The following is a 25,524-nucleotide window of genomic DNA, read 5'->3' as shown; positions in this document are numbered from 1 at the left end:
AAGAGACTAGCCCTTGCGAAGTTATATTATTTTACAGCGTTTTTGATTTCTAAAATCATAGTTTTTAAAGACTCTAGTCCATTTCCACTTGCTAAATACCAGTATTCTGGATCAAGATAGATGATTTTTTTGTTTTGCGCTGCTTTGGTTTTAGCGACAAGTGCATTATCGAGTATGCCTTGAGCACGTTCTTTGTTGCCTAAGATGACATTTCTATCAACAACAAAAATATAATCAGGATTTTTTTCTAATATAAATTCAGAATTGATACTTTTTCCGTGTGTGCCTACTTTTATATTCTCATCTACCGCGTTAATCCCTAAAACATCGTGAATAATCCCAAAGCGAGATTGAGGACCAAAGGCTGAAATTTTGTTAGAATTTGTAAGAATGATAAGAGCTTTTTTATCTTCATCAACTATACTTTTGGCTTTTTCAATTTCATTTTTAATATCTGAAATTTTTTCTAAAGCTTCTTTTTCTAAACCATAAAGTTTTGCAACGCTTAAGACATTGTTTTCAAAAGAGCTTAAAAAATTTGCATTATCAAGACCTACAAATAAAGTTGGAGCTATTTCTTTTAATTTGTCATAAAATTTACTTTGGCGTCCAGAAATGATGATAAGATCAGGTTTTAAAGCATTAATGGCTTCAAAATCAACTTGTTGTACTCCACCTACACTAGGTTTGTTTTTAAATTGTTGTAGGTATTTTGGTAAATTTTTAGCAGGAACGCCAACGACTTTATCATTTAATTTTAAAGCATCAAAAGTATCTAAAATTCCAAGATCTAAGATCACTACCTTAGAAGGATTTTTAGGGATTTTATTTTCTCCTAGACTATCCTTCACTAAAAAACTATCACCCTCATCGCTCATACTAATAGGCAAAACTTTCACCGTAGCAGTGTTGGTTTTTGTTGTAGAACTTGCGTTGTTTTCATTTGAGTTTGAATTACAAGCTGTTAAGATTAGACTTAAAAAAAATGCAAAAAATGCAAAAACTAAAGATTTTTTCATATTTTCTCCTTTTTAAAAATAAATACAAATTTTCTTACCATTAATTTGACTTACGGGTATATCCATATCATAAATTTGTTTTAAATTTTCTTGATTGATGATTTCATCTTTTGAGCCTTGTTTTAAAAGCTTCCCATCTTTTAAGGCTATGATTTCATCAGAATAAATCGAAGCAAAATTAATATCATGTAATACAACAGCTATACTTTTGTTAAAGTCTTTGACTAAATTTTTCATTAGTTGCATGATTTGTACGCTATGCTTCATATCAAGATTGTTCAAAGGTTCATCAAACATTATAAATTCAGTATCCTGAGCGATGATCATGGCTATAAAAGCTCTTTGCTTTTGTCCCCCGCTTAATGTATCTAAAAATTCATTTCTTAAGTTGCTAAGTTCCATGTATTCTAAAGCTTCATTGATTTTGATTTTATCGTTTGTATTAAGTCTTCCTTGAGAATGCGGAAAACGCCCAAAAGCGACTAATTCTTCAACTTTTAATCTTAAATTGATATTGTTTTGTTGTTTGAGAATGGAAATTTTTTGTGCTAAGATTTGCTCTTTATAATTTTTTAAATTCATTCCATCTATATAAATTTCTCCACTACTAGGTTTTATCAAACGACTTGCTAGAGCTAAAAGAGTGGATTTTCCAGCGCCATTGGCTCCTATTATAGAAGTGATTTTGCCTTTATGAAAATCAAGGCTAAGATCTGAAATAATGACTTTATTATCATAAAATTTGGTGATATTTTTTAGTTTAATCATAATTTATTACCCTTTAATACAAGATAGATAAAATATATCCCACCTAAGAAATTAATAACCACGCTTATAGTGGCATTATAATCAAAAACTCTAGAGACAAAAAACACCCCTCCAAGCAAAGCCAAAATACTAATAAGTATACAAGCGCTTAGCAAAATACTATGCTTTGCAGTTTTAAATAGCTCATAAGTGATATTTACTACTAAAAGTCCTAAAAAGGTTATAGGACCTACAAGTGCGGTGCTAATAGAAGTTAAAATAGCTATGATAATCATTAATTGTTTTGAAATTTTTTGATAATTTATCCCTAAATTTATCGCTAAATCTTTGCCTAAATTTAAAGGATCTAAAAATTTCATATAGCGAAAAATCCATATAAAACTTAAAAAGCTAATAATATAAGCAAGAATTAAAACATCAAAAGCAATATTATCAAAACTAGCAAACATTCTTCCTTGTATTACCATGAATTCATCAGGGTCGATTAGTACTTCAAAAAAAGAGCTTAAAGTGCTAAAAAGTGTTCCAAAAACTAAACCTAAAAGCATGATAAGATAAATACTTCTATCACTACTAAATAAAATCTTATAAAGTCCTAGTGAAAAAACCACCATACAAACTAGAGTGATTAAAAAATTGATATCGTTTTTATAAACACTTAAATTAGCCGCACCAAAAGAAAAGATAAGAGCACTTTGAAGCAACATATATAAAGAATCTAATCCTATGATAGCAGGGGTTAGAATTTTGTTATTGCATAAAGTTTGAAAAATCACTGTTGAAACAGCGATACAAATAGCTACTATAATAATAGCCGCAATTTGTAAAAAACGACTTTTTAAGGCATACTCATCAAAGCCATTTAAACCCACAAATATAAAAATCCCTATCATGTTAAGTGTTAAAAAGCTTAAAATTAGCATTTTTTTACGCATAAACTTTCCTTTTTTAGTAAAAGAAAGATAAAGATTAAAGACCCTAAAACACCTGTAGTGATACTTAAAGGCATTTCAAAAGGAAAGATAACAAGTCTTGAAATGATATCGCAAACAAGTAAAAACAAAGCTCCACAAAGTGCTATATAGATAAGATTTTTTCTAAGATTATCACCTAGATAAAGAGCTACTAAATTTGGGATAATTAGCCCTAAAAAAGGGATAATCCCAACGCTTACAATCACTAAGCTAGTGATAATGCTTACAATCACTAAGCCTAAAAATAATATACCATTATAAGAAATTCCAAGATTTAAAGCTATATCTTCACCCATGCCAACTATGGTGATTTTATGAGCTAAAAAATAAGCAAGTATAAAAAGTGGTAAAGAAATGTAGAGCAATTCATAATTTCCCTGCATAACATTTGCCATACTGCCTTGTAGCCAACCTTGGATATTTTGTATATAATTTAAAGCATAGGCAAAAAAAGTGGTTATAGCACTAATAATACCTCCAAACATCAAGCCTATCAAAGGTACAAAAATCACATCTTTGAGTTTGATTTTTCTTAAAATTTGGATAAATATAAAAGAACCCAAAAGTGCAAATATAGAAGCAATGATAGCTTGAGTGAAAAAAGACGCTCCAGTAAAAAATATTAAAGAAATAAGTATGCCAAATTTAGCACAATCCATGGTCCCTGCTGTAGTTGGGGAAACGAATTTATTTTGCGTGAGTTGTTGCATGATAAGCCCACATATACTAAGACTCATTCCTGTGAGTAAAATTGCTATAAGTCTAGGAATTCTTGTGAGAGTTATGATTTCTAGTTGAGTGGAGTTAAGATTAAGAATATCTTTTACATTGATACTGATAACTCCTATAAATAAACTTATCATTCCAAAGAATAAAAGTAAAGCTATAAGCACTTTTAAACTTAATATATGCTTAAAAAACAAATCTTTCCTTATAGTAATAATAATTATCAAAAATGAAATTGTAATGAAATTTGTTTTAAGAAATGATAAAACTACAAAGGATATTTTAGTAAGAAATCAAAAATCCAGTGGAAAGTCTTTGCAAGTGTTTGTTATAGTCTATAAGGCTTTCTCCATAGCCATTAAAGTATTGTAAATACCAATAAATTCCGTTATTAAAAATATCATATCCTAGATCAACTTGTATAGCGCCTTTGTTATTGTGGAATTTAAGATTATTTCTTAGCATAAGATTGATAAAATAATCATCACCTAAATACGCTAAATTCACATCAAAATTTCCCATATAATGCAAGATGGCAGGATTATCATCATCTTTTTTGTTTTCAGGAATTCTATACCAAAGGCGTGGAACAAATAAAAATTTATTATATAAAATAGCAGTAGATACATAAATTCTATTCCATGAGCGAGATTGTAAATTCTCATCTCCCTTGCCATTGCTTTCATGCAATATACCTACGCGTAGATTGTTAAAAAATTCATAATCTTTAAGATATAAAGGAAGATCTATAAAAAATTCTGGTTGATAGTTGGTTTCTCTAAAAGGAGAAGAATGCTCATAAATTTGCCACCAAGAAGTTTGAGTATAGGCTATATAATATTTTTCATCTAGTCCTAGTAAATTTTCAAAAAGTCTTTTTTTAACACTAAGTTGGAATTTCGCCTCACTCTTATTATTATTTACTCCTAAAGAATTAAAACTATAAGCAAAAGGTAAAAAATAATTCATCTTATAAGAGCTAATGCCAAGGGGATTAAAGCTTTCATTTTCACCAAGATAATTAGCCAAAGCTAAGCGAGAAAAGTCTTGTTTTTCTTCTTTTTTTATAGTGATAGAATTTTGCGTTTGTGTTGCTTGACTTGAGTTATTTTGTTCTTGAGAAATCAAAACAGATGAATTTTTTAAAGCGAGTTTTTTGTAAATTTCCATAGCTTTTTTATAATCGCCTTGTTTTTCATACTCTAAAGCTTGTTGTAAATCACTAGCCCATATAAAAACGCATAAGCTTAAAAATAAAGCAATTTTTCTCATTTTAACTTGCTTTTAAATTTTTCATATTCTTCATAAAAATTAAGATTTAAAAAAGCATCTTCATCTTCAAATTCTACAAATTTGGTTTTAATCTCGGAAAATAAAAGTCCTATTTTTTGTTCATTTTTTTCTAAGAAATTTTTACAAGTTTGAGCTAAAGAGCTGTGATAAAAGCCACATAAGGGATGTTTATGCAAAGGGGTTTTTGCTATGATTATTTTATAGTTTTGTTCTAAAAAAGGAAGCATTTTTAAAAGTTCATTTTCACCTACTTTAGGACTATCTACACTTAAAACAAAAACAAATTCATTTTTAAAATTTGAAAGTATAGAGTAAAGCGCAAGCATAGGAGAGTAAACTTCAAATTCTAAAGAATCTTTTATCAAGCTAAAATGGTTTTCAAATTTGTCTTCTTTCGCACTCACATAGACATTTTTAAAAATTTTAGAAAATTTATCTACTTGAAATTGAGTTAAATTTTGATTTTTAAGAATCAATTTGCTTTTATCTTGTCCCATACGGCTAGATTTACCACCACATAAAATCACGCAATTTAGCTCATTAAGCTGCACAAATTTCCTTTTTAATGTAATTCTACCACAAAATTCGCCAAAATATTTTATAATTTCTTTTATGAAATACACAGAACTTTTACAATTACAAACTTTTTTTTCTCGGTTTAAAAAAATTGATTTTATCAAGCGTATCAATGACAATATTTTGGAATTAAGCTTTGATAGAGAAAGATTTATTTTTGATCTTACTCGTGCAATGAGTGCGATTTATACAGCTAAATTTAATGCAAAAAATTATAATGCACCTTTTGATTTTATGCTTAAAAAGTATTTTAGCAATGCTTTTATAAAGGAAGTTAAAGTCCTTGAAGGCAATCGTATTTTATGTTTTAGTGTAAAAGCTAATAAGGCTTATAAAAGCTATGAGAGCAAAATTTATTTTGAATTTACGGGTAAAAATACCAATGTTATTCTTACAGATGAAAAAGATTTGATCATAGAGGCTTTAAGACACATTGATAAAAGTTATCGTGTTGTAAAACCTAATGTGATTTTAGAGTCTTTAAAGCCTTATAAAATGGATGAAAATTTTGAGGAAATTAAAGACTTTGCAGATTATTTTTCTCGCAAATTTACAAGCATTTATGAGAGTAAAATCAAACAAATAAAAAATTTAAAACTTGCACAAGTGGATAAAAAAATACAAAATTTACAAGAACTTTTTTCTAGTTTAGATGAAGAAAATTCTTTACTCTTAAAAGCTTTAGAATACAGAAAAAGGGCTGATGTATTGTTTGCAAATTTGAGTGTTTTAAAAGATTATGAAAGGGAATTTAAGCTTGATGATTTTGAAGGCAAAGAGCTTGAATTTAAGCTTGAATTTAATCCTAAGCAAAGCGCTAATTTATATTATAAAAATGCTAAAAAATTAGAACAAAAAGCTAAAAATTTAAACATACAAAGACAAAATTTAAAAGAAAAGTTAGATTTTACCTTGAGTTTGAAAGAATTATTGCTTCAAGCTAAGAGTGAGATAGAGCTTGAAATTTTACTACCTAAAAAAAATAGCAAAAAAAATCAAGATCATAAACAAGAAGATCTTGTGGCAAATTTTTATTTTAACGAGTTTAAAATTTGCGTGGGTAAAAATGAAAAAGGCAATGAATTTTTACTTAAAAATGCTAAAAAAGATGATTTGTGGCTTCATGTAAGGGATATTCCTAGCGCACATACTTTGATTGTATCAAACAAGCAAAAAATCAGCCTCGATGTGATAGAATTTGCTGCAAGGCTTTGTGTAAGCTTTTCTAAGTTAAAGAAAGGTTCGTATTGGGTCGATTATACTTTAAAAAATTTTGTTAAGGTTCAGCAAAAGGCGTTTGTAAATTATACAAATTTTAAAAGTATTAATATCACAAAGGATTAAAATGCCAGTTAGCCCTTTAGGAAATATCAATTATATAAATCAGAATATGGCTTATCCAGCTACACAAGCAAGCAATGAGCTTGCAAAAGAAGGTTTTGCAGCTACGCTAAATATGGCTGAATTTAATGAAAAAGAAAAAACTTTAAACAAGCTTGAGAAAGTCAATGAGACTCATGAAATCAAAGAAGAGATCAAAGAAAAAGCCGAACAAGAAGAAAAAAAGAAAAAACACAATCAAGAAGCTAAAACCAGCGATGATGAGAAAAATGAAGAAGATGAGTCTAAAGATCCAAATTTTAAAGACGCACAAAGCATTCATCGCTTAGATATTAGTATATAAGGAAAAATATGTTTAATACAACTAGAATTATTTCAGCTCTTGTGATGATAGGGGCTATTATTATTATCGCGTTGATTGATCAATTTTTTATCAATTTTATCGTTTTTGCGGTTTTATTGTATCTATCTTTTAGTGAAGCAAAAAAACTTTTTGCTTTAGAAAATATCTCTATTATCCCTTTGGCTATAGCTTTTATTTTGGGAAGTTTATCGCATAAAGCTTTGCTTTTTGGGATTTTAGCTTTGTTATTAGTCGTTGGATATTTGGTTTATAAAAAGGCTTCCTTAAAACCAGCTCTTATTTATATTTATCCTAGTTTGCCTATTTTAGCACTTTGGCAAGTGTATTTAGATCAGGGTATGTTTGCACTTTTTTGGCTTATCATTATCGTTGCAGCTTGTGATAGTGGGGCGTATTTTATCGGAAAACTTATGGGTAAAACTCCTTTTTCTCCAACAAGTCCAAACAAAACCTTAGAAGGTGTTATAGGTGGCTTGATTTGTGCGAGTGTTATTGGAACTATTTTGGGAGTTTTTGTTTATAGTTTTTGGCTTTCTTTGCTTTGTTCGTTTTTTGTAGCGATTTTTGCAGTGATTGGAGATTTGCTTGAGAGTTATTTTAAAAGAGAAGCAGGTGTAAAAGATAGTGGAGATCTTATCCCTGGTCATGGGGGCGTGCTCGATAGGATCGATGCGGTGATCATTGCTGCTTTTGTGATGGTTGCTCTTTTATGATACTTTTTGGAAGTACGGGCAGTATAGGAGTAAATGCTCTTAAACTTGCTGCTTTAAAAAACATTCCCATTTCTGCTTTAGCTTGTGGGGATAACATCGCTCTTTTAAATGAGCAAATCGCAAGGTTTAAACCCAAATTTGTTGCCATAAAAGATTCAAAAAATAAGCATTTAGTTAAACACGATAGAGTTTTTATAGGGCAAGAAGGTTTAGAGCAAATTTTAACAGAATGTCAAGATAAGCTTTTACTCAATGCCATTGTAGGTTTTGCAGGACTTAAAAGCACTTTAAAGGCTAAAGAGCTTGGCAAAAACATAGCTTTAGCTAACAAAGAAAGTCTTGTAGTAGCTGGGAGTTTTTTGAAAGGGGCTAAATTTTTACCCGTTGATAGCGAGCATGCAGCTTTAAAATTTTTACTCGAAGGTAAAAAAAATATAGCAAAACTTTATATCACAGCAAGTGGTGGAGCTTTTTATAGGTATAAAATCAAAGATTTAAATCAAGTCAGTGTCAAAGATGCTTTAAAACATCCTAATTGGAACATGGGAGCAAAGATCACTATAGATAGTGCGACTATGGCAAATAAGCTTTTTGAGATTATAGAGGCTTATCATTTATATGATTTTAAAGAAATTGATGCTTTAATAGAACCAAGATCTTTAGTGCATGCAATGTGTGAATTTAAAAATGGAGCTAGTACGGCGTATTTTTCAAAAGCAGATATGAAACTAGCTATTTCAGATGCTATATTTGAAAAACAAGATACGCCTATTTTAGAGGCTGTTGATTTTAGCAAAATGCCTGCTTTAAAATTTCATCCAATCAGCACAAAAAAATATCCTATTTTTAAGCTTAAAAATACATTTTTAAAAGAGCCAAATTTAGGTGTTATCATCAATGCTGCTAATGAAGTTGGTGTTTATAATTTTTTAGAAAATAAAAGTGGATTTTTAGACATTGCTAAATGCATTTTTAAAGCCCTTGATCATTTTGGAGTACCTAAAATTTCAAGCATAGAAGAAGTTTTTGAGTATGATTTTAAAACAAGAGAGTATTTAAGGAGTTAAAATGAAATTTTTTTTAACAATTTTATTTTTTATAACAAGCATTTTTGCTTTAGAGCTAGACTTTAGCGTAGGAGAAAATGGAAAAAGTCTAGATGATAATAATACAGTTTTAATTTTTGGTGGAATTCAAGGCGATGAGCCTGGTGGATTTCATGCGGCAAGTTTGCTTTTGAGTGATTATAATATCACTAAGGGTAAGATTATAGTGGCTCCAAATTTAGCTTTTGATAGCATTATCAAGCGTTCTCGTGGGAATAATGGGGATTTAAACCGTAAATTTGCAAGCATTAGCCCAAAAGATCCTGATTATAAAACCGTTCAACGCATTAAAGAGCTTATTTTACTTCCTGAAGTTAGTATGGTGATCAATCTTCACGATGGTTGGGGTTTTTATAAACCCACTTATATCGATGCGATGCAAAATCCTAAGCGTTGGGGAAATTCAAGCGTGATTGATACAAGCGAAATCAATGCAAGCAAATACCCTGATCTTGAAAATATCGCCACTCAAACCGTAAATAGTGTCAATTCTTCGCTTGCTGATCCAAAGCATGCTTATCATCTTAAAAACACCAAAACCCAAGAGCTTGGCGATACGGAAATGCTTAAAGCTTTAACTTATTTTGTGATTTCAAATCACAAAGCCGCTTTTGCAAATGAAGCAAGTAAAAATCTGCCCGTAAATTTAAGAGCTTATTATCATCTTTTGGCAATTGAAAATTATTTAAAAACTGCAGGAATTGAATTTAGCAGAGATTTCGAACTCACTCCACAAGGGGTTGATAAAGCCATAAATAAAGAGCTTGAAGTGAAGCTTTTTAATGATAGAATTTTACTTTCTTTAAAAAATCCAAGAAAGGTTATCAACTATGTGCCTTTTCCGGCAAATAAAGAGTTAAATTATAACACAAGCAATGAACTTACCGCTGTTATCGCAGAAGGAAATTCTTTTTATATCCAGTATGGCAATCGTTTTCAAACAAGATTATATCCTGAGTATTTAGAATTTAGCGATGCTTTTAATGAAGTAACTTTTCAAGTTGATGGCAATGAAACCACCGTTCCTTTTGGAACCAAGGTGAAAGTAAAAGAGAATTTTCTTATTCCAAAGATAGCTAATGTGCGCGTAAATATCATAGGCTTTGATCACTCAAAAGATGAAAGTGGTATTTTAGTTCATAAAAAAAATATGCAAACACAATATTCTTTAGATATGGCAGGTAAAATTTATAGAGTGGAATTTTATGAGTTAAGAGGGGCGAATTTGCAACAACTTTTAGAAGCAAATACCAATAGCAAGTTGATCAAAAATGCTAAAAATTTGGATTTAAACACTCTTAAAATGGCAAGATCAAAAGATAAATTCTTAGGTTCTATTTTAGTGGAATTTGAATGAAAAATCTTATCCTAGCTATAGAAAGTTCTTGTGATGATAGTTCTATAGCTATCATTGATAAAAACACCTTAGAATGTAAATTTCATAAAAAAATTTCCCAAGAATTAGATCATAGTATCTATGGGGGAGTGGTACCTGAACTTGCTGCAAGACTTCATAGCGAGGCTTTACCAAAGATACTTAAGCAATGTAAAGAGTATTTTAAAAATCTTTGTGCCATAGCTGTGACAAATGAACCTGGACTTAGTGTTTCTTTGCTCAGTGGAATTTCTATGGCAAAAACCTTAGCAAGTGCGCTAAATTTACCCTTAATCCCTATAAATCATCTTAAAGGTCATATTTATAGTCTTTTTTTGGAAGAAAAAATTTCTTTAGATATGGGAATTTTGCTTGTTAGTGGTGGGCATACCATGGTGCTTTATCTTAAAGATGATGCAAGCTTAGAGCTTTTAGCAAGTACAAATGATGATAGCTTTGGAGAAAGTTTTGATAAAGTGGCTAAAATGATGAATTTAGGTTATCCTGGTGGGGTCATCATAGAAAATTTAGCAAAAAACGCCAAACTTAAAAATATCTCTTTTAATATACCTTTAAAGCATTCTAAAGAACTCGCTTATAGTTTTTCAGGGCTTAAAAATGCAGTGCGTTTGGAAATTTTAAAGCATGAAAATTTAAATGAAGACACAAAAGCAGAAATAGCTTATGCCTTTGAAAATACAGCTTGTGATCATATCATGAATAAATTAGAAAAAATTTTTAATCTTTATAAATTTAAAAATTTTGGCGTTGTAGGTGGAGCTAGTGCAAATCTTAACTTGCGTTCGCGTTTGCAAAATTTATGTCAAAAATATAATGCAAATTTAAAACTAGCTCCTTTAAAATTCTGCTCTGATAATGCTTTGATGATAGCAAGAGCTGCGGTTGATGCTTATGAAAAAAAGGAATTTGTAAGTGTAGAAGAAGATATTTTAAGCCCTAAAAATAAAAATTTTTCAAGGATATAGATGAAAAAAGCTTTTACCATATTAGAACTTGTTTTTGTGATTGTTATTTTGGGAATTTTAGCCGCTATTGCTTTACCAAAAATGAGTTCAAGCAAGCATGAAGCCGAGGTTAGTAAGTCTTTAAACAACCTTAAAACTTTGATCAACGATATAAGCATTTATACTTTGAAAAATGATCATTTAAGCTCTATAAAAACGATGAGTAATGTAAGCGGAGTTGAAAATGTTGATCTTAGTAATTTTAACGGTATAAAAGAAGTAAATTTTCGCGTAAGCGATGATAAAGAATGCTTAAAACTTGTTTTTATAAATAAGGCTGATTTTATACTCATGGGAATTTCAAGCAATGAAGCAAGTAAAAATGCCATCATCAACGCAGCCAATCAAAGCCATGAAGATTTAGAAAATATAGACTTTACAAGCTCTTCTAGTAACAAAGCTTGCGTGATCTTAAGTAAGAATGAAAATTTTAAAAACCTAGCGAGTAAAATTTATCTTTTATAGGGGGAATGTAATGATAGTGAGTAAAACTTATGAGATCGACTCTTGTGATGATGTAGAACTGGGTGTAAAAAGAGAATCAAAGCTTGAATTTAAGCTTTGTTTTGATGATGAAAAAGAAATAAAAGCTTTAGTGTTTATCATCCCTGGGCTTGGTGGAGATGCGGATGAAAATTACCGTGAACACTTAGCTGAATTTGTAGCAGGCGAATTTAATGTGGCTGTAGCAAGTGTGAACTATCATTGTATAGGTAATCGTCCTCAAACAGGCTCTACTTTTTATTTGGATGATATAGACAAGCTTATTTTAAAAGTAAGTTGTGAAGCTGCGGATATCAAGCTTCCTTATGATGTTGATAAAATTCAAGACTATAAACAAATGAGTGAAATTTTTCATTTTATAAATAATCAAATAACCAAAGGTAAGCAAAAAGGTGATTTTGCACCAAATTATTTTTTAAATTTGCATGTGAGTTTGCAACCTACAAAAAATGAGTATCAAAATTTTGGAATCATGCAAGCTCAAGATCTTTTAAATGTTGCACTTTATCTTAAAAAATATGCTCTTTTTGATACTATGGGGGGGGGTATACCAGTTATCATGATAGGTAGTTCTCATGGAGGGTATTTAGCGCATTTAGCCGCTAAAATTGCTCCTTGGCTTGTAGATGGAGTGATAGATAATTCAAGTTATGCTAAATTTCTTTGGAAGCTTGTTGGGTTTGGTAAAGAAGTTGATTTTATGAAATATTCAGAGTTTGGTACTTTTGATTTTTTTCAAAATATTAGAGTTTGTTGTTCTAGCAAAACTTTTTGGACAAGTAATTCAAGCTCAAATAATTTTTTTTCAGTGTCAAGAAGAATGATAAGATATATCTTAGAACCAATACATCTTGAAATTCAAGCTAATTACGCAAAACCATGTTATATTAGTTATCACTCTTTTTATGATAAAGAAATAGCTCCACCTGATGAAAAAATAGAACTTTATAAGCTTTTAAAACAGCTTGATTTTAATGCAGAACTTTATATGATAAAAAATCCAGATCAAATTGATGGTAAATTTATCAAAAATTTAGAACATGGTATGGGAATGTCTATAAAAACTTTGATTTCTAAAGAACTTTCTTTAATGCTAAAAAAAATAAAACGAAATCCAAAAAAAGATTGTAAAGAAAAATGCATTTCTTATCCTTGCGAGGATTTGTTGTATCAATTTAGCCAGAAGGATAATAAAATATCATTAAAAATAGATAAAATTTAAGGAAAGCTAATGACCATACTAGAAAAAAACATACAAGCTTTATTAAGTGGGGTAAATGAACCCTTAGGAAATAAACTTTTAAATTTCATACAAAATAAAATTTGCTCTCGTTTTAATATAGATGAAAATTTAAATATCTATGATAAAACTCATAATGTTTTCATGTATGAAAACTTAGAAGAAGAAATAAATTTTTTCTATCAAAGTATTTTAGAAAAAACTCCTAGATATCCTTTTGTATGTATTTATGGTATAGGCAATGCTTTACTGATTAAAAATTTAGCTAAACACTATAAACATCTTTTTGTATTTGAAAGTGAAATAGAACTTTTTATTCTAGCTTTAAGTACGATAGATTTGAGTGAAGAGCTTTGTAGTGGAAAAATTTATCTGGTGGATATTCAAGAGAAAAAAATAAATTTACAACTTAGAATACTTTTTGACCAAAATGATGTATTTTTATGGTTAAATCTTTATGAAATGTTTATTAATAATAATTTTTATAAAAAATATTATTATGAGGAAATTTTGAATGCAGATAAAATTATACATGAAAATATTAATCTTGTAATAAGAAATTTAGATCCTGACTCCAAAATTTCTTTGTCTTGTTATGAAAATTTTTACAAAAATATACCCTTAATGTTGAAAAATATACCTTTTAAAAGAATTATTGATGAAAGAAAAGGGCTTTTTGAAAGCTGTATAGTTGTATGTGCCGGTCCTAGCCTTCAAAAGCAAATTCCATTGTTAAAAAAATATCAAGAAAATTTTGTGATTTTTTGTGTTGATGGAGCTTATCCTTTGCTTGTAAAACACGATATAACTCCTGATTATGTGTTAAATCTTGATTTTGAAGAATATCCGCTTGAATTTTTCAAAGAAGTTAATCCAGAAAATAAAACCTTATTTATATTAGCGGCAAGTACTCACCCTAGCGTGGTTGATTATCTTTATAAAAAACAAATTCCTTTATCTGTAACATTAAGCGATAATCTTCCTTATCAAAATCTTCATATTAATGATTTTGGTTATCTTGAATTTGGAACCCATGTTGGGCATGCTTGTTATACTTTGGCGATTGCTTTAAAATTTAAAAATATAATTCTTATTGGCCAAGATTTATCTTTTGATAAACAAGGAAATTCTCATTTTGATAGTTTTGATTTGGGGAGTGATATAGATACGACCTTAAATATTCCTACATTAAAAACAGTTGCTTATGGAGGCTTAGGAGAAGTTTTAACACATTTAGCTTGGGATGATTATAGAAAAAAATTAGAGGATTTGTTTGCAAGAAATTCCCAAGTGAATTTTTTAAATGCTACAGAAGGTGGTGCTAGGATAGAATTTTCGAAAGAAATTAATTTTGAATTATGTTGTAAGAAATTTAAGAATTTAAATAGTAAATTAAATAAGTCTCTTCCAAAAACTTTAACAGCTAATCGTAGTATTAAAATTTTTAATAAAATTTTAGAAACTTTCAAAGAAGAAAAACAAAATGCCTTATTTTGTTTAGAAGATGCTATGAGATTAAATGATGCATTGAAAATGATTTTAACTAGTGATAGAAAATTACCTTTAGATTTTTTAAAAAATACATATGAAAGTGTTAGCAATTTTGAATCTTTTTTAGAAATAAATTCTTCATTAAATGATGGGGTTTTAAAAGGGGTGATTTTTCATAAAGGTAAATTATTGAGTGAAGTTGTTATTAGTAAAATTGAAGATGAAAAAGAATATTTATTGATGTATTTAAAATCTTATAAGCAATGGCTTGAAATTTTTATTTTTAGATTGCAATTAAAATATGATATTTATAATTTTTTAGTTTAAAGTATAAATTTTTTAAAAAAAGTAACGATATAGGGTATAACAAGTTCATGGATGAGCTTGAATTTATTTAAAAGGATTTAAAATGGGATTTCGTATTAACACAAATGTCGCAGCATTAAATGCAAAAGCAAATTCAGATCTAAACGCTAAGAGCTTAGACAGTTCATTAGCAAGACTTAGCTCTGGTCTTAGGATTAACTCTGCAGCAGATGATGCTTCAGGGATGGCTATAGCAGATTCTTTGCGTTCTCAAGCAAATACTCTAGGTCAAGCTATATCAAATGGTAATGATGCTTTGGGTATCTTGCAAACTGCAGATAAGGCTATGGATGAGCAACTTAAGATCTTAGACACTATTAAAACTAAAGCAACTCAAGCAGCTCAAGATGGTCAAAGTCTAAAAACAAGAACCATGCTTCAAGCAGATATAAATAAACTCATGGAAGAACTTGATAATATCGCAAATACTACTTCATTTAATGGTAAACAACTTTTAAGTGGTGGTTTTACCAATCAAGAATTTCAAATCGGTTCAAGCTCAAATCAAACTGTTAAAGCAAGCATAGGACCAACTCAGTCTTCAAAAATCGGTGTTACAAGATTTGAAACAGGTTCACAAAGCTTTACTTCAGGTGTAGTAGGACTTACTATCAAAAACTATAATGGTATAGAAGATTTTAAATTTGATAGTGTTGTGATTTCAACTTCTGTTGGAACAGGTCTTGGAGCTTTAGCTGAAGAGATTAATAAAAATGCTGATAAAACAGGAGTTAGAGCAACTTATGATGTAAAAACTACAGGAGCTTATGCGATAAAAGCAGGAACTACTTCTCAAGACTTTGCTATCAATGGGGTTATAATTGGTAAGGTTGACTATAAAGATGGAGATAATAACGGTTCTTTAATTTCAGCTATCAATGCGGTTAAAGATACCACAGGAGTTCAAGCTTCTAAAGATGAAAATGGTAAGCTTGTTCTTACTTCAGCTGATGGTAGGGGCATTAAAATCACTGGAGATATAGGAGTTGGTTCTGGAATCTTATCTACTCAAAAAGAAAATTATGGAAGATTATCTTTAGTTAAAAATGATGGTAGGGATATTAATGTAAGTGGAACTGGACTTAGTGCTATAGGTATGGGTGCTGCAGATATGATTTCTCAAGCTTCAGTATCTTTAAGAGAGTCAAAAGGTCAAATTTCAGCAGCTAATGCTGATGCTATGGGATTTAATTCTTATAATGGTGGTGGAGCTAAGCAGATTCTTCAAGCCTCTAGTATTGAAGCGTTTATGAGTTCAGCAGGTTCAGGTTTCTCAGCAGGTTCAGGTTTCTCAGTAGGCAGTGGAAAAGGTTATTCTACAATTTTAAGTGGATCGGTTCAAATTGTCTCTAGTACTGCCTCTATGAGTAGTACTTATGTAATTTCAGCAGGTTCAGGTTTCTCAGCAGGTTCGGGAAATTCTCAATTCGCAGCTTTAAAAACAAGTACTGTGAGTGCTCATGAAGCTACCGCAGGTGTAACTACTCTTAAAGGTGCTATGGCGGTAATGGATATAGCTGAAACTGCTATAACTAATCTTGATCAAATCAGAGCAGACATTGGTTCTATACAAAATCAAGTTACATCAACTATAAACAACATTACCGTAACCCAGGTTAATGTTAAATCAGCTGAATCTCAAATCAGAGATGTAGACTTTGCAAGTGAGAGTGCAAACTACTCTAAAGCCAACATCTTGGCTCAAAGTGGCTCATATGCTATGGCTCAGGCAAATTCTAGCCAACAAAATGTTTTAAGACTGCTTCAATAACTACATATTTTAAAGTACTGCGATATATACAAATCCAAGCCTAGTTTAAACGCTAGGCTTTTTTATTTTGGGTATTTTTTAAACTTGGAACACTTCTTGCTTTAATCTTTTCGATGCAATATTTTGAAAGGATTTAAAATGGGTTTTAGGATAAACACTAACATCGGTGCATTAAATGCACATGCAAATTCAGTTGTTAATGCTAACGAGCTCGATAAGTCTTTAAGTAGGCTTAGTTCTGGTCTTAGGATTAACTCCGCAGCAGATGATGCTTCAGGGATGGCGATAGCAGATTCTTTGCGTTCACAAGCAGCCACTTTAGGTCAAGCTATCAACAATGGTAATGATGCTATAGGTATTTTACAAACTGCTGATAAGGCTATGGATGAGCAACTTAAAATCTTAGACACTATTAAAACTAAAGCAACTCAAGCAGCTCAAGATGGTCAAAGTCTAAAAACAAGAACCATGCTTCAAGCAGATATAAACCGTTTAATGGAAGAGCTTGATAATATCGCTAATACTACAGCTTTTAATGGTAAACAACTTTTAAGTGGAAATTTTACCAATCAAGAATTTCAAATCGGTTCAAGCTCAAATCAAACTATAAAAGCAAGCATAGGACCAACTCAGTCTTCAAAAATCGGTGTTACAAGATTTGAAACAGGTTCACAAAGCTTTACTTCAGGTGTAGTAGGACTTACTATCAAAAACTATAATGGTATAGAAGATTTTAAATTTGATAGTGTTGTGATTTCAACTTCTGTTGGAACAGGTCTTGGAGCTTTAGCTGAAGAGATTAATAAAAATGCTGATAAAACAGGAGTTAGAGCAACTTATGATGTAAAAACTACAGGAGCTTATGCGATAAAAGCAGGAACTACTTCTCAAGACTTTGCTATCAATGGGGTTACAATCGGTCAGATTAATTATAAAGATGGAGATAATAATGGTCAGTTGATTTCGGCTATAAATTCTGTTAAAGATACCACAGGAGTTCAAGCTTCTAAAGATGAAAATGGTAAGCTTGTTCTTACTTCAGCTGATGGTAGGGGCATTAAAATCACTGGAGATATAGGAGTTGGTTCTGGAATCTTATCTACTCAAAAAGAAAATTATGGAAGATTATCTTTAGTTAAAAATGATGGTAGGGATATTAATGTAAGTGGAACTGGACTTAGTGCTATAGGTATGGGTGCTGCAGATATGATTTCTCAAGCTTCAGTATCTTTAAGAGAGTCAAAAGGTCAAATTTCAGCAGCTAATGCTGATGCTATGGGATTTAATTCTTATAATGGTGGTGGAGCTAAGCAGATTCTTCAAGCCTCTAGTATTGAAGCGTTTATGAGTTCAGCAGGTTCAGGTTTCTCAGCAGGTTCAGGTTTCTCAGTAGGCAGTGGAAAAGGTTATTCTACAATTTTAAGTGGATCGGTTCAAATTGTCTCTAGTACTGCCTCTATGAGTAGTACTTATGTAATTTCAGCAGGTTCAGGTTTCTCAGCAGGTTCGGGAAATTCTCAATTCGCAGCTTTAAAAACAAGTACTGTGAGTGCTCATGAAGCTACCGCAGGTGTAACTACTCTTAAAGGTGCTATGGCGGTAATGGATATAGCTGAAACTGCTATAACTAATCTTGATCAAATCAGAGCAGACATTGGTTCGGTGCAAAATCAACTCCAAGTTACTATAAACAACATTACCGTAACTCAAGTCAATGTTAAAGCAGCAGAATCAACCATAAGAGATGTAGACTTTGCAAGTGAGAGTGCGAATTTTTCAAAGTATAACATACTTGCACAGTCAGGATCATATGCTATGAGTCAGGCAAATGCTGTACAACAAAATGTTTTAAAACTTTTACAATAATCTTTCTAAAGAGCAAAAATTTGCTCTTTAGATCAAATTTCTTTTTTCTAATTCATCTTGCAAAGGAATGATAGCTTTTTTTAAGATGGTATTTTGAGTGTTGGTAAGATCATAAATACTTTCGATTAAAGATTCATGAGCGTAAAGCCAAGCAAAAAGTTTATTTTGTTTTTCGCTTTCATTTTGAATACTTTGCACATACAAAGGTGATAAAATACCTTCTTCATGATGAAGTGTTGGACCTAGAATTTCAAACAAAAAATTATAGCGATTAGAATCTAAACGAGTTTTAAATTTATCTAGATTTTGATTGATTTGATCTAGAGTAAGTTTAGATTTTTCTCTTTTTAAAGAGGCTAATTGGTTTTTGATTTTTTTACATTCTTTTAAAAAAGTATTAGCTAAAAGAATTTGTTTTTTGATTTTTGTATAGGCTTTTAGCATCAAGGTGTTTCTTTGAATTTTAGAAAGTTTAGGAATTTTAACAAAAGGTTTTTTAAGATCTTCTTTAAGCAAAGTTTCACACATTTCTTTAAATGGTTTTTCTATAGCTCCTTCTATCCTAGCTCCACCTTCAGTACAATTATAAGTTTTTATTTTGTCTTTATTTGATGCTATAAAGCTTTCAAAAATTTCTCTAAATATAGTCCAAACTTCAGAGCTTTGAACTGTTCCTTTCCCCCCATAAGCTACAGTCGTATATTTGTTAAAATCTCTTTGATGGTGTCCATCATGGAGTTTTTCGTGGATAAAGCCTTTTGAATGAGAGCTTCCATCTTTTGCGTAAGCTAGATCTTGTCCTATTAAAATAATGTTTTTGTAGTTTAGATTGATAGCTAGTTCATAGTTCATATGGGCTACACTTAACCCACCGCCTATGTATCCAAATTCTTTAAGATCTATTGATCTAGCAAAAGGTAAGAATCTTGTTGCCAAGATATAAGATCTTTTGTTTTTTTCAAGATAAGAAATTGTATTTTTGTGTACTAAAGAAGTTACAATAAAAGTGATTCCTTGATCAAAATCTTTAAAATCATTATTAAAACATTCTGCTGTGATGTCATCTCTTTCCATCATACAAACATAATCAGGCTTTATGTTATGTTTTGCTAGTATGGCATAAGCACTATCAGCGCAAAAAATAGTTGCTTTATTTGTATATTGTTTAAGTAAGGGAAGTTGTTTTTCAAGACTAGGTCCTGTAGAAACTATAATGGCTACATTTTCATTTTTGGAATTTCTTCTTTTTTTAAGCAAGGTTTGATAGCTTGGATGAGAGATCATTTTTGGGATATTTCTTACAAATTGTTCGATCCCTTGCATAGCATCTTTAGGATCATTGCCTTTTTTTAAACTAATGTTTTTAATAGCCTTTAAATTTAAAGTATTAATTTTTAAAGTATCGTCTTTGTAGTTTTTATAAAAATCAGAATGTAAATGTAAATTATAAGTTTTAAAAAAGCGATCAATAGGACTTAAAGAAAAAATAATATCTGCTTTTGCATAAGTCATTTCTGGAGTATGGATTAAAATAAATCTACCTTTTCTTATATCTTCGCTGAAGTCTAATAAATTTAAAACTATAAAAATAATTTCAATTTCTTTTTCAAATATAACTATTCTTTTATGATTTTCATTTTGAAATAAAGCTTTATATAAAATTCCATTTCCAAGACCGTAAAAAAATAAAGCCGGATATCTTTCATAATCTTTAAAAAATTCAATTTTTTCTTCTAACTCTTTTAAAGGATTTTTATAAAGTGTTTTTAAATTTCTTTTTTGAATGATATTAATATCTAAATTATCTTTTCCAAAAGTATAAGAAAATTCTCTAAGTTCTTTTATTTTGACTAATTTTTCTTTAAGTTCATTGTATTCCTTGCCATTCATGGCTTTTAAATTTTTGTTAAAAATTGTATTTTGCATTTATTTTCCTTTTGTATTTTTCTAAATTTCTTTGAGTTAATTCATTTTCTAAAGGAGTGATATTTTTTATCAAAGCTTTTTCTTGTGCTTTTATGTGAGTATAAATCATTTTAAAAAATTCTATATGTTCTTTAACCCACAGTAAAGATTTATTATAAGAATCTTCTGAAGTTTTTGGGTTTAAAACATAAATTCTTGCTAAATTAAGTTCAAATTGAGTTAGAATTGGATTTAAAATTTCATATAAGTCTAGCATTTTTTCATCTTCAAGTTTGAATTTTGTTTTGTCTATTTCTTGGATAAGATAGTTTAATATTTCTTTACCTTCATCTAAATTTGAAATTAAATTTAGATTTGAAAAACTTTCTTGTATGTGATTATAAGATTTTAAAAGTTCTTTTTTAAAAGTTTTGCAGTGATTTATACTTTTTATAATCTTGTAATAACATTTTAATAAAAGTTCATTTTGCTTATGACTGCTCAATGGAACTATTTTAGGAAAATTTTTATTTAAATTGTTTTTAAGTAAAGTTTCACACATTTCTTTAAAGGGTTTTTCTATGGTTCCTTCTATCCTAGCACCCCCTTCGGTGCAATTATAAGTATTACAAAACCCAGATTGGTTGGTTATATAAATTCTTTTTTCTAAAAAAAATCTAAATAAACTCCAATAAAAAGAGCTTTCCACAAAACCTACTCCCCCATAAGCTATGGTTCTAAAATGTCCAAAGTCTCTTTCATAATGACCTTCATGTTTGTTAAGATTTCTATAATCTTTTGTATGAGAAAATCCATCATCAGAATAAGCTAAATCTTGTCCTATGAAAATAATATTTTTGTGTCTTAAAAATACAGCTAGTCCATAAGCTACATTTGCTACACTATGTCCTTCAGATAGTTCTCCAAAATTTTTAATTTTTAAGTATTTTATAAATTCAGAACCCCTATAAGCTAACATAAAATTTCTATTATTTTTTTCTAAATTTTTTATAGTTTGAGGATGGGTTAAATGAGTTGTGATAAATAAAATATCTTTATCAAAATCACCAAAATTGTTATTGAAAAATTCTGAGGTTAATAAAATTCTTTCTAAAGATACAACATAATCAGGTTTGATATCATGCTTTGCTAAAATAGGATATGAAGAATCTGCTGATATGATTGTTGCTTTATTTGCGTATTTTTTCAAAATAGGAAGTTGTTTGGTAAGAGAAGGTCCTGTTGAAACGATAATAGCAGTATCACTAAGATTTTCTCTTTTTTTGAGCAAATCTTGATAAGCAGTATGAGTGATCATTTTAGGAAGATTGTAGATAAGTTGTTCTATGCCTTGTAAAACATCTTTAGAATCATTGCCACTTGACAATATAGCATTTTTAAATTTATCTATAAGATTATTATTTAAATTTAATATTTCTTCTTTATCTTTTTCATAATAATCGCTACTAAGTTCTAGAAAATAAGTTCTTGAAAAACCAAAAAAGGGATTACTTGAACATAAGTCATAATAATCTTGAAATTCTAAGGAGTTAACATCAAGTATTATAAGTTTATTTTCTTTTAATTCTTGTGAAAAATCCATAAGATGAAGCATGATTTTGATAATTTCTAATTCTTTTTCAAAAACAACTATATGCTGGTGATTTTTATTTTGAAGTAAGGCTTTAAATAAAATCCCATTTCCAAAACCATAAAAATACAATACAGGATAAAGTAGATATTTGTCATTATAAATATTAAGCATGGAGTTTAATTCATCTATAGCATTTTCATAAAGAAAGGTATTATCACTTGTATTTTTTAAATTTATATCAAGATTATCTTTACCTAAAATAAGTTTAAATTTACTTGATTTAATTTGCTTTAAGTTTTCCTTTAAAACAGTATTGTTTAAAGCATTGATATTTCTATTAAAAAGTTTAATTTGATTTTGATTAAATTTCATAATTTTTCCTTTTATTTATGAAATATCGTCATTTTCGTATTTTTTTAAAGCTTCTTTTATGATTTGGTTTTGAGTATTTAAATACTCAAAACTTTGCAACCACCATGTTTTTTGACCGGTTAAAAAGTCTTTAATTTTTTTATTTTGTTCTAAATCATTTAAAACTTCGTAATGCATAATTTCGCATTCGTTATGATAATATATGGCTTGAGTGAGCTCATTGAAAAGTTTTAATTTTTTAAACTCCTTAAAAAAAAATAGAAGATTTTGCTTAATTTTTATTAGAGTTTGTAAATTAAGTTGAGATTTGCTAAGTTCAAAGTCAAGTTTTTTTAGTTCATTTTGACATTTTTTTATAAATTTTTCACTTTGTTTGACATTTTTAATTAGCAGTTTTTGAGTTTGTAAAAATTTATTTTTTGTCTCTTTATTTTCTAAAATTTTAGACCTGTCAAAAGGTTTTTTAAGATCTTCTTTAAGCAAAGCTTCACATGTTTCTTTAAAGGGTTTTTCTATAGTTCCTTCTATCCTAGCACCCCCTTCGGTACAATTATAGGTGTTGATTTTTAATTTTTCTTTCGCCCAGAAAATATCTTTTTCAAAGGCTTGTCGGAACAAGTTCCAAGTGAGTTGAGTTCTTACTTGTTTTTCTCCTCCATAAGCAAGCGTATAAACTTCACCGCGTATTTTCTCTCCTTTATTTCCATAGATATGCTCTCTTGGATGAGAGCTTCCATCTTCTGCGTAGGCTAAGTCTTGTCCTATGAAAATGATATTTTCATGCCTTAGACTTGCAGCTAGTTCATAAGCCATATTAGCAACACTTGCTCCAACTCCAATATAACCAAATTCTTTAAGATTTAATGACACGGCAAAGTGTAAAGGACGATGTACTAGCATATATTCTCTATTATTTCTTTCAAGAAATTCAATAACTTCTTTATGAACTACTGAAGCTAGGATAAACAAAATTCCTTTATCAAATTCTTTAAAATCATTATCAAAACACTTAGAAACTATATCATCTCTTTCTAACATGCAAACATAATCAGGTTTTATATCATGCTTTGCTAAAATAGGATAAGCACTATCAGCGCAAAATATAGCGGCTTTATTTGCATACTTTTTTAGTAAAGGCAATTGTTTGGTTAAGCTAGGTCCTGTTGAAACAATAATGGCGTTTTTAACTTTTTGTTTTCTTTCTTTTAAAAAATTTTGAAAAATTCCATGGTTTAAAAGTTTGGGAAGATTATTAAGCATGTGTTTGATACCAATGATAGAATCATAAGGATCATTTCCTTTAGCTAAAACGATAAAGCGAATATTTTCAATAAGTTTTTTGTTAAGTTCTTGTATTTGATGAGTATAGAATTTAAGATAAAAATCACTATGTATAAAAAGATTAAAAATTTTCACACTTTTTTGTATGTATTCATACATAAAAAGTGTTGTAAGTTGTGCAGTGGTAATGCTTAAAGTATGAAAGAGTATTAATTTTTCATCTTTTAACTCTTTAGTGAAATCAAAAAGATGTAAAGCTAGGGTTAAAATTTCTAGCTCATCTTCAAAAACGATGATGTGTTTATGGTTTTTATTTTCACACAAGGCTTTGTAAAACATACCATTTCCAAAACCATAGAAAAATAATACAGGATATTTTTTATACTTATTTTGAAAAAGAGTTAAATTTTCTAAAAGCTCTTGATTAGGATTTTTATAAAGCGTAATATCATCTTTTATAAAATTGATTCCATTTTCATTTTGTAGTATTTTAAAATCGTTTTTTTTTAAAGCACGTAATTTATACGCTAAAATTTGATCAACTTCAAATAAAGCTTGAGTATTTTTTAAAAAAAGATCTTTATTCATCTAAAATCACTTTCTTTTAAAGCATCGCCAAATTTTATATCTTTAGTAGCTTTTTTTCCTAAAAGTTCTTGATAAAATTTAGGATGTAGTCCAAAAGAAGGACGTACGGATTTTACATTTTCTTCGCTGAAAATTTCACCTTTTTTGATATCCTTACTTGCATATAAGCTTCTTGCAAAAACACGATTTTTAAGAGCTTTTTCATCTAAGTCTAACTTATCATCGCCTAAAGCACTTTCAGCTTGTCTTACTGCATCTACCATAGCTTTAAATTCATCAAAATCAAGACTAAATTTACTGTCTTCACTTTCTATGCTTTTATCTAACATAAAATGCTTTTCTATCACTCTAGCTCCAAGTGCTACTGCCATAACGGGCGCTAAAAAACCAAAGCTATGATCACTTAGTCCCACTTCAACATTAAATTTTTCTTTTAAACTTACTATACCTTTTAAATTCATATCTTCTATGGCAGTAGGATAAGTTGAAGTACATTTTAAAAAGACTAAATCAGGATTTTTTTCTTCTTTAAAAATTTCACAGATTTTAAAAAGTTCTTCTTCTGTAGCAATGCCCGTTGAAACGATAGTAGGTTTTTTTTCTTTGGCGATTAAACGCACGAAATTTTCATCATTGGCTTCAAAAGAAGCGATTTTATAGGCTATAGGATCAAAGCGTTTAAGAAATTCTACATCTTCTTTAGCAAAGGGACTTGAAAAACAAAGTATGCCTTCATTTTGTGCGGTTTCAAAGATTTGAGAATGCCATTCATAAGGGGTTTTTGCACTTTCATAAAGCTCATAAAGTTTTCTTTTGTCCCAAAGTCCTCCTTTGATGATAAAATCTTCTTTATCGCTATTTAGTGTGAGGCTATCTGGAGTGTAAGTTTGGATTTTTATCGCATCAGCACCTGCTTTTTTGGCTGCTTTTATGCTTTTAAGTGCCATTTCAAGACTTCCTGCGTGATTTGCACTAAGTTCTGCTATGATAAAAACCTTTTTATCGGTGTTAAAATTTCCTATTTGCATACTTTTCTTTCTTTGGTAAATTTCCTGACTAAAATGATATATAATTATATTATATATTTCTTCAATTTATATATTTATATTATATAAATATTACAACTTTGTTATGATTTTGCTTGGTTTCATTCAAAAAATGCCATATGGATTTAAATTATAGAATTCATTCATTTTTTAATTTTTATATAATATAAATATATAAAATCATAAAATAAAATTTAATTATAACGATATATATTTAAGA

At 29.5% G+C, this 25,524-nt stretch carries 21 protein-coding genes; 11 read left to right on the top strand and 10 right to left on the bottom strand.

Features of this window, described 5'->3' with window-relative positions; genetic code table 11:
- Positions 1-26: 26 nt before the first annotated feature.
- The 6 genes from ceuB to FBF11_RS06520 form a co-directional block, all read right to left on the bottom strand.
- Complete coding sequence (gene ceuB, locus FBF11_RS06545) at positions 27-1,019, bottom strand: enterochelin ABC transporter substrate-binding protein CeuB (RefSeq protein WP_002852385.1); 993 nt, start codon at positions 1,017-1,019, stop codon at positions 27-29.
- Between the two features lie 12 nt (positions 1,020-1,031).
- Positions 1,032-1,787 carry an ABC transporter ATP-binding protein gene (locus tag FBF11_RS06540; RefSeq protein ID WP_002858409.1) on the bottom strand — a complete coding sequence of 252 codons (756 nt, stop codon included), beginning with the start codon at positions 1,785-1,787 and terminating at the stop codon, positions 1,032-1,034.
- Positions 1,784-2,722, bottom strand: coding sequence for an iron chelate uptake ABC transporter family permease subunit (locus FBF11_RS06535; RefSeq protein WP_002854141.1), 939 nt, complete (start codon positions 2,720-2,722; stop codon positions 1,784-1,786). The genes FBF11_RS06540 and FBF11_RS06535 overlap by 4 nt, the downstream gene beginning before the upstream one ends.
- Positions 2,704-3,684, bottom strand: coding sequence for an ABC transporter permease (locus tag FBF11_RS06530; RefSeq protein WP_057096975.1), 981 nt, complete (start codon positions 3,682-3,684; stop codon positions 2,704-2,706). The genes FBF11_RS06535 and FBF11_RS06530 overlap by 19 nt, the downstream gene beginning before the upstream one ends.
- An 85-nt stretch (positions 3,685-3,769) precedes the next feature.
- Positions 3,770-4,759, bottom strand: coding sequence for a phospholipase A (locus FBF11_RS06525; protein ID WP_002864239.1), 990 nt, complete (start codon positions 4,757-4,759; stop codon positions 3,770-3,772).
- Positions 4,756-5,331: a molybdenum cofactor guanylyltransferase gene (locus FBF11_RS06520; protein WP_002867312.1), complete on the bottom strand. Its 576-nt coding sequence runs from the start codon at positions 5,329-5,331 to the stop codon at positions 4,756-4,758. Before FBF11_RS06520 ends, FBF11_RS06525 begins: the two co-directional genes overlap by 4 nt.
- A 61-nt stretch (positions 5,332-5,392) precedes the next feature.
- On the opposite strand from FBF11_RS06520, the gene FBF11_RS06515 reads away from it, so the two are divergent.
- From FBF11_RS06515 to FBF11_RS06465, 11 genes are all read left to right on the top strand, one after another.
- The gene (locus tag FBF11_RS06515) at positions 5,393-6,700 is read left to right on the top strand and encodes an NFACT family protein (RefSeq protein WP_002864240.1); all 1,308 of its coding nucleotides are present in this window, start codon (positions 5,393-5,395) and stop codon (positions 6,698-6,700) included.
- Between the two features lies 1 nt (position 6,701).
- Entirely contained in the window at positions 6,702-7,040 is a 339-nt protein-coding gene (locus FBF11_RS06510; RefSeq protein WP_002852397.1) for a hypothetical protein, read from the top strand.
- Between the two features lie 8 nt (positions 7,041-7,048).
- Positions 7,049-7,774 (top strand): phosphatidate cytidylyltransferase, encoded by a 726-nt coding sequence (locus FBF11_RS06505; protein ID WP_002834214.1) that lies wholly within the window; start codon positions 7,049-7,051, stop codon positions 7,772-7,774.
- A complete protein-coding gene (dxr, locus tag FBF11_RS06500; protein ID WP_002873627.1) occupies positions 7,771-8,841 on the top strand; it encodes a 1-deoxy-D-xylulose-5-phosphate reductoisomerase in 1,071 nt (356 codons plus the stop codon). Before FBF11_RS06505 ends, dxr begins: the two co-directional genes overlap by 4 nt.
- 1 nt (position 8,842) lies before the next feature.
- Entirely contained in the window at positions 8,843-10,237 is a 1,395-nt protein-coding gene (locus tag FBF11_RS06495; protein ID WP_057042277.1) for a M99 family carboxypeptidase catalytic domain-containing protein, read from the top strand.
- Entirely contained in the window at positions 10,234-11,241 is a 1,008-nt protein-coding gene (tsaD, locus tag FBF11_RS06490) for a tRNA (adenosine(37)-N6)-threonylcarbamoyltransferase complex transferase subunit TsaD (protein WP_002865639.1), read from the top strand. Before FBF11_RS06495 ends, tsaD begins: the two co-directional genes overlap by 4 nt.
- The gene (locus tag FBF11_RS06485) at positions 11,242-11,745 is read left to right on the top strand and encodes a prepilin-type N-terminal cleavage/methylation domain-containing protein (RefSeq protein WP_052798162.1); all 504 of its coding nucleotides are present in this window, start codon (positions 11,242-11,244) and stop codon (positions 11,743-11,745) included.
- A 10-nt stretch (positions 11,746-11,755) separates the two neighbouring features.
- On the top strand, positions 11,756-13,006 hold the full coding sequence (locus FBF11_RS06480; RefSeq protein WP_057042276.1) for a DUF2920 family protein: 1,251 nt from the start codon (positions 11,756-11,758) through the stop codon (positions 13,004-13,006).
- A 9-nt stretch (positions 13,007-13,015) separates the two neighbouring features.
- Positions 13,016-14,842, top strand: coding sequence for a motility associated factor glycosyltransferase family protein (locus tag FBF11_RS06475; protein WP_057042275.1), 1,827 nt, complete (start codon positions 13,016-13,018; stop codon positions 14,840-14,842).
- Between the two features lie 82 nt (positions 14,843-14,924).
- Complete coding sequence (locus FBF11_RS06470; protein ID WP_168977470.1) at positions 14,925-16,652, top strand: flagellin A; 1,728 nt, start codon at positions 14,925-14,927, stop codon at positions 16,650-16,652.
- 138 nt (positions 16,653-16,790) lie between these two features.
- On the top strand, positions 16,791-18,518 hold the full coding sequence (locus FBF11_RS06465) for a flagellin A (RefSeq protein WP_168977469.1): 1,728 nt from the start codon (positions 16,791-16,793) through the stop codon (positions 18,516-18,518).
- 27 nt (positions 18,519-18,545) lie between these two features.
- Here the strand turns inward: FBF11_RS06465 and FBF11_RS06460 are convergent, their stop codons facing one another.
- From FBF11_RS06460 to pseI, 4 genes are read right to left on the bottom strand one after another with little or no spacing between them, the layout of a single operon-like run.
- Positions 18,546-20,444, bottom strand: coding sequence for a motility associated factor glycosyltransferase family protein (locus tag FBF11_RS06460; RefSeq protein WP_057042408.1), 1,899 nt, complete (start codon positions 20,442-20,444; stop codon positions 18,546-18,548).
- Complete coding sequence (locus FBF11_RS06455) at positions 20,425-22,389, bottom strand: motility associated factor glycosyltransferase family protein (protein ID WP_002856029.1); 1,965 nt, start codon at positions 22,387-22,389, stop codon at positions 20,425-20,427. The genes FBF11_RS06460 and FBF11_RS06455 overlap by 20 nt, the downstream gene beginning before the upstream one ends.
- A 15-nt stretch (positions 22,390-22,404) precedes the next feature.
- Positions 22,405-24,258 (bottom strand): motility associated factor glycosyltransferase family protein, encoded by a 1,854-nt coding sequence (locus tag FBF11_RS06450; RefSeq protein WP_057096871.1) that lies wholly within the window; start codon positions 24,256-24,258, stop codon positions 22,405-22,407.
- A complete protein-coding gene (pseI, locus tag FBF11_RS06445) occupies positions 24,255-25,286 on the bottom strand; it encodes a pseudaminic acid synthase (protein ID WP_057042410.1) in 1,032 nt (343 codons plus the stop codon). Before pseI ends, FBF11_RS06450 begins: the two co-directional genes overlap by 4 nt.
- Positions 25,287-25,524 lie beyond the last annotated feature (238 nt).

Source organism: Campylobacter sp. CFSAN093224, assembly GCF_012897395.1.
GTDB classification, from domain to species: domain Bacteria; phylum Campylobacterota; class Campylobacteria; order Campylobacterales; family Campylobacteraceae; genus Campylobacter_D; species Campylobacter_D jejuni.
The sequence above is the reverse complement of the archived record's forward strand: the minus strand, read 5'-3'. Positions and strand labels throughout refer to the sequence as shown.